General features: G+C 42.7%; 3 protein-coding genes. All 3 read left to right on the top strand.

The genetic code is table 11. The annotated features are described in order from the left end of the window. The first annotated feature begins 806 nt into the window (after nt 1–806). A complete protein-coding gene (locus tag BLR65_RS24620) occupies nt 807–2,324 on the top strand; it encodes a phytoene desaturase family protein (RefSeq protein ID WP_093796822.1) in 1,518 nt (505 codons plus the stop codon). Further along, a complete protein-coding gene (locus tag BLR65_RS24615) occupies nt 2,321–3,097 on the top strand; it encodes a DUF6544 family protein (RefSeq protein ID WP_093796820.1) in 777 nt (258 codons plus the stop codon). The genes BLR65_RS24620 and BLR65_RS24615 overlap by 4 nt, the downstream gene beginning before the upstream one ends. 246 nt (nt 3,098–3,343) lie before the next feature. Further along, nucleotides 3,344–4,515, top strand: a 1,172-nt coding sequence (locus BLR65_RS24610; RefSeq protein WP_093796818.1) for a tyrosine-type recombinase/integrase, incomplete at its 3' end; no start/stop codon positions are given.

Here is a 4,515-nt window from a genome sequence, read left to right as displayed (position 1 = left end):
CAGGAATCCATGCAGGACATGGATTTACAGGAGTCCATAGATTTACAGGAATCCATGCAGGACATAGAATTTTTACGCCCCATATAGTTCACCCCCCTAGCAATAGTGAGATCCTAGTAACATAATATGAATATAAAATTGCAAGTGTTACAAAGATCCAGGTTATTCTAAGACTTGATAGGGGGCGGTTCTTCCTTATTTAAACAGTAATAACAGTTTGACTTGACCAATATATCCAAGATACTATAGTATCCTGAGTTTTGCAGTAAAAATATGTTAAAAAGCTCTGCCAGTACAGCATTTACGCGAACTGCAGAGCTTTATTTTTTTGCATAATAGTGTTGTATATTCAGACCTTATTTGTGGTGTTCAAACAGATATAGTATTAACATTTTAAAGTTGACAATTATAGTTAACCCTAGTTACAGATATACTAAACGTATCTTGAGCAAGTGACACATAAACTGTAAAAGCAGGAGCTCCGGATACTTCCTATTTTCAAACTATAGGCACTTTAGCTATAAGAGGGCAATCTTTAGCCTTTCAGTTGGCTATGATGTTTCTTGGCTTAGGCAGTCTGATATTAAAACTCATTCCACGATTCATATCAGTCCTGGGCCTTATTGGATACGCATCATTTTAACAAGCTCCTTGTTGGCGATTTTCGGTCATAATAAGGAATGATTTTATCTTTCGAGAACGTGCAAGAGCGGGTGGAGGAATTTGTTAAAGTAGCCAATGTTTACAGCTTATAACGCTGACACTGGTATTAGGCAGGTCAAAAGTAATTGGAAGGACATGGGAAAATGAAAAATATCATCATAATCGGATCGGGAATAGGTAGCCTTATTGCCGGCAACCTAATTGCAAAGAAGGGGCATAAAGTAACCATATTTGAATCCCACAGCATGCCTGGCGGTTATACCGCCGGATTTTGCCGGAAGGGTTATTATTTTGAGAGCGGCACGGTTTCCTTTGAAGCTTCTGCCACTGTATTCAAAGCAATGCAGGACATCGGAGTGTTTGAAAAGCTAGATTTCGTGCAACATAGAGTACGGCTCGTTTCCGAATATTACGACGGAACTCCCGAGCAATACGATGATTATAAAACAATGATTTACTCTGCTTTCCCAGCCGATAAAGAAAAACTGGATGCATTTTTTTCCGATTTGGAAAAAATGGCCGGCCTGACGGGGGATATGGATGAACCCATGCCCTTTCTTTACAGCGGGCTTAACATGTTAAAAGCAATGCTTCCCTACGTCTTGAACGCGCCAAAACTGATGAAACTGTCAAAGCTGTATGGCAACATGACAACATCGGAGTTTGCCGCAAGATATTTCGAAAAAGACTCAGCGCTGTTTAAATTGTTCAGTAGAATCGGCTATCCGGATATGTCGGCCATGTTCATAGGGGCTGCCTTATCGGGAATGTTTACCGACCTCTGGACTGTGAAAGGCGGTATGCAATCATGGGCTGACATTCTCGCAGAAAATTACAGGAGACTGGGCGGGGATTTGAAGCTGAACTCCTATGTCAACAAGATAATCACCAAAAACGGGGCCGCAGTCGGAGTCTCGTGCAACAATACCGTTTATGAAGCAGATCACGTTATCGCTGCGGGGGATTATAAGAAAACCATCTTGAGGCTTTTAGACGACAAGAACCTTATTCCGCAGACGCTTCAGGACAATATCGGCGGGGCGGCTGTTTCGGAGGGCTTCTTCACAGTATATCTGGGGTTGAATATGTCCAATGGTGAACTTGGCAAATATATGAAGGTTCCTTATGTATTTGTTTTTAATGATAAACCCGGTTACAATATTTACAATTCCGAAGACGGAGAGTTTTTCAGCAAGACATCTGCGTCGCTTTATTCGCCGTCAATGGTAAACTCCAAACATGCTCCTGAAGGGAAATCCTCGTTAATGCTTCAGACCATGGTACCTTACCATTGGATGAACAACTGGGGCGGCGGAGACAGGGCGGTATATGGACAATTGAAGGAAAAAGCCATGGATGCAATGATAAACAGCGTAACCAGGCTGATTCCGGGCTTGAAGGAATGTATCGAATATAAAGACGCCGCAACCCCGCTGACTTACGAACGATTTACCCATAATACCGATGGCGCGAGTTCTTCTTGGAGCTGGAACCCTAAGAAAAAGTTCTATAATAACACCATGAGCGTGAATATAGAAACACCGGTGAAAAACCTGTATATTGGTTCCTGCTGGGCGATGCAGATCGGCGGCGTTCCTGGCGCCATTGCAGCGGCTTACCAGTGTGCCAAAAAGATAAAGTGGGAGAGAACACACCTATGAAAAAAATGTATTTATTGGAAGTGCAGGCTGAGCTCAACAAATCAATAGTAACCCATGAACTGTTTAAAGAAGAAGACATATCAACTCTTCCCGAACCGGTTCAGCGATATTTTAGATATTGCGGCTATATTGGCAAAGAAAAAATGGCTAATGCTAAAATTGTGTGGGATGATGTCCATTTTAAAATAAGACCTGATAAGCCGTGGCTGAAAATAAAATATGAGCAATATAATTTTGTTTCTGAGCCGGCGAGACTAGCCTATATTTATTCAACAATGTTTGGTGTCATTCCATTTGAAGGCAGAGACCGGTATCTTAACGGGCAAGGAAACATGCTGGGTAAACTGCTGAAGAAAGTAACCTTATTTGATGTAGCAGGAACAGAAATGAATATATCTACTGCTGTCACCTACCTGTCTGAGGCTTTGCTCGTGCCTGCCTGCGCCCTGCAGCCATATATCAAGTGGGAGGCTATTGATGCTAATCACGCGAAAGCAAGCATTGACTACAAAGGTGTTAAAGCAGAAGGTATATTTACCTTTAACGATAAGGGTGAATTCACAAAATTTGCGACAGATGACCGTTATATGGATACCGGTGGCGGCACATCGGAAAAACACAAGTGGACGGCTGAGGCAAGTAATTATGTTGAAAAGAATGGCATAAAAATACCATCCAGGTTAAAGGCAATTTGGAATCTGCATGATGGGGATTACGAATATTTTAATGGTACTGTAACGAACATCGTGTATGATAATAAAAAAATCAATTAACCGGCCGTAGAGACGGTTAATTGATTTTTTTCGTCCAGTTTGAGTCGGTTATTGGCCGCCTTAATTGGGCACGTCCGGTTCTGTTATCCCGTTAACGGGATAACAGAACTTATCCCGCAAAATCGTGCATCCCGATTATTGATCTGAAACCCTCATATAAAGCCCTTCTTCCGTAAAAATATCGGGATAATATTTTTCTTTCAGTATGCTGTATATTGAATTTATCAAATTCAATAGGAGGTTTACATGAAAGATAGTACGATTTTTGGAATCATCCAACAAGCATTAATGATTTTGGAAAAAGAAGTAGGATTAGCCCCATCTTCACTTGAAGTAATTGCATCGCGTAGTTTTAAGCCAATCTCTGCTTTCTTCAAGGTAAAACAAGAAGAATTTTACAGTGAAGACTTGATAAACGAACTTGAGGAACTCTATCGAGAGAACCTGCAGGCCGGAGCGATTTCCCGAAATGTATTCAATCTCCGCACCCGAGGAATCAGGATACTGCGAGAAGTAGGCGAGACGGGCAGATTCGTTTGGAAAGGCCCCGCTTACAAAGATACTATCGCTTTATCGGAGAACTTTGAGCGCATTATCGCCGGTGTCGCTGATGATAGTCGCTCAGAACTCAGAAACCGTAATAACCAAACCATAGTCAGGCGCTTTCTTCTGTCGCTTACTGGCTTGGGAATCAGCGATATCTCTCAAATTAAGGCAGAGCATGTGCAGATGTTTCTGAGCGATATTTCGCAGACACGCGCAAAAAGCATGGATGATGTTGTCGGATCACTCCGTAAACTGGATTATTATCTCACCAGTTCAGGGGATTCAGGACTTCCGTATGCAGACTTACTGATGGTGCCGAGAGCAAGAGAGAGAAAAATATATCCGTGCATGCCTCTGGATGACTTGAACTTAGTCATCAGGTCTATTGATCGAAGCACCGCGATAGGGAAACGCGATTATGCCATTTTACTTTTGGCAGCAAACAGCGGGATGCGTGCTGGGGACATTGCGAAGATTAAACTGTCGGATATTGACTGGCGTAAAAGCGAGGTCCAAATAATCCAAGGAAAAACCCAGATACCAATTAGCCTTCCACTGCAAAGAGCCGTTGGCGCAGCGTTGGCAGACTATATCCTGAACAGCCGTCCGGAATCGGAATCTCCACAGATATTTTTAAGAAGCCTTGCACCTTTTCAAAGCTTTAAAGATGGCGTTTCAGTAGCATGCGTCTTGCGCCGACGTATGAAAGCAGCAGGGGTTTCACATAGGCTTGGTGATGGGAAAACGATGCACGGCATCAGAAGGATGCTTGGAACCCAGATGACAATGGAAGGGGTACCCATCACAACGGTCACACAGATACTTGGTCATCAAAACACCGGCGCGACAAGACCATATATTTCTTTGGATAT

Source organism: Sporomusa acidovorans, assembly GCF_900101845.1.
GTDB lineage: Bacteria > Bacillota > Negativicutes > Sporomusales > Sporomusaceae > Sporomusa > Sporomusa acidovorans.
Note: the sequence above shows the minus strand (reverse complement) of the source record. Positions and strands in the feature narration are given on the sequence as shown.

What these genes read in the sequence shown, in the direction of transcription:
- BLR65_RS24615 (WP_093796820.1), top strand. Translation starts at nt 2,321, where the DNA reads ATGAAAAAAATGTATTTATTGGAAGTGCAGGCTGAGCTCAACAAATCA.
- BLR65_RS24620 (WP_093796822.1), top strand. Translation starts at nt 807, where the DNA reads ATGAAAAATATCATCATAATCGGATCGGGAATAGGTAGCCTTATTGCC.